Here is a 1,267-nt window from a genome sequence, read left to right as displayed (position 1 = left end):
GGGAGTGTCTGAATTTTTGTGTGCAAGGCGTCTGAACATTTCAGGCGTGGCAGGCGATCAATTTCATTCTAGCTGTTGGGTCGTGTGAAGCGATCCTCGTAGAGGATCGCGAACTGCCGCATGGCGGCCTTCCAGTCGTGGGCCGCACGGTGCCAGTCGCTGGTGATTTTGCGCAGCGCAAGCCAGAGCAGTTTGGTCGCCGCTTCATCGGACGGGAAGTGTCCGCGCGTCTTGATGATCTTGCGTAGCTGTGCATTCACGCTCTCCAGCGAATTGGTGGTGTAGATGACCTTGCGCACCTCAGGCGGAAACGCGAAGAACGGAATCACGCGAACCCATGCGCGGCGCCAGGCTGCCATGACCGTCGGGAACCTGCTTCCCCACGGGCCCCGTTCCAGGGCAAGCAACTCCGCCTCGGCTGCAGCAGCACTGGCCGCCGTGTAGATTGGACGCAGGGCTGCGGCCAGCTCCCGACGCTCCTTCCAGCCGGCATAGTCGAGCGAATTGCGGATGAGGTGCACGATACAGGTCTGCAGCGTGGTCGCCGGGAAGACCGCTTCAAGCGCGTCGGACATGCCCTTCAGTCCGTCGGTGACGGCAATCAGGATGTCCTGCACGCCGCGTGTCTTCAGATCGCTGAAGACCTTCATCCAGAACTTCGCGCCCTCGGTGTTCTCGATCCACAGTCCGAGAATGTCACGCGTGCCGTCGGGCAGGATCCCCAGCGCCAGATAGATCGCCTTGTTGCGCACCATCCCTTCGTCGCGGATCTTCACACGCAGCGCGTCGAAGAACACCACCGGATACATTGGCTCGAGCGGACGGCCCTGCCAGGCTGTGATCTCCTCAGTCACCGCATCGGTGACACAGCTGATGAACTCCGGCGATACTTCGGTGCCGTACTGTTCGGCCAGAAAGCCCTGTATCTCACGCACGGTCATGCCTCGCGCGTACATCGCAATGATCTTGTCGTCGAAGCCGGTAAAGCGGCGTTCGTGCCGTGGTATCAGGATCGGTTCGAAGCTGCCGTCACGGTCGCGCGGAATGTCTACCCGCAACGGGCCGTCCTCCGTCAACAGGGTCTTGCCGCTCCTGCCGTTGCGCTGGTTGGTCGACTCCGGCGGGCGTTGGCCTCCGCTCGGATAGCCCAGGTGATGTTTTAGCTCGGCGCCCAGCGCACGCTCGATCAGCGCCTTCTTGAACGCCATCGAGGCTGTTTGCACCGCTTCCGCCGTCATCGGACCCTTCACGAACTGATCGATGAGCT

General features: G+C 61.6%; 1 protein-coding gene. It reads right to left on the bottom strand.

All coding sequences use genetic code 11. The features are described 5' to 3' along the window. Positions 1 to 68 precede the first annotated feature (68 nt). Positions 69 to 1,267, bottom strand: a 1,199-nt coding sequence (locus ACLFKU_RS43490; protein WP_410853361.1) for an IS256 family transposase, incomplete at its 5' end; no start/stop codon positions are given.

It is taken from the genome of Paraburkholderia sp. EG304 (genome assembly GCF_046543485.1).
Taxonomy (GTDB): domain Bacteria; phylum Pseudomonadota; class Gammaproteobacteria; order Burkholderiales; family Burkholderiaceae; genus Paraburkholderia; species Paraburkholderia youngii.
Note: the sequence above shows the minus strand (reverse complement) of the source record. Positions and strands in the feature narration are given on the sequence as shown.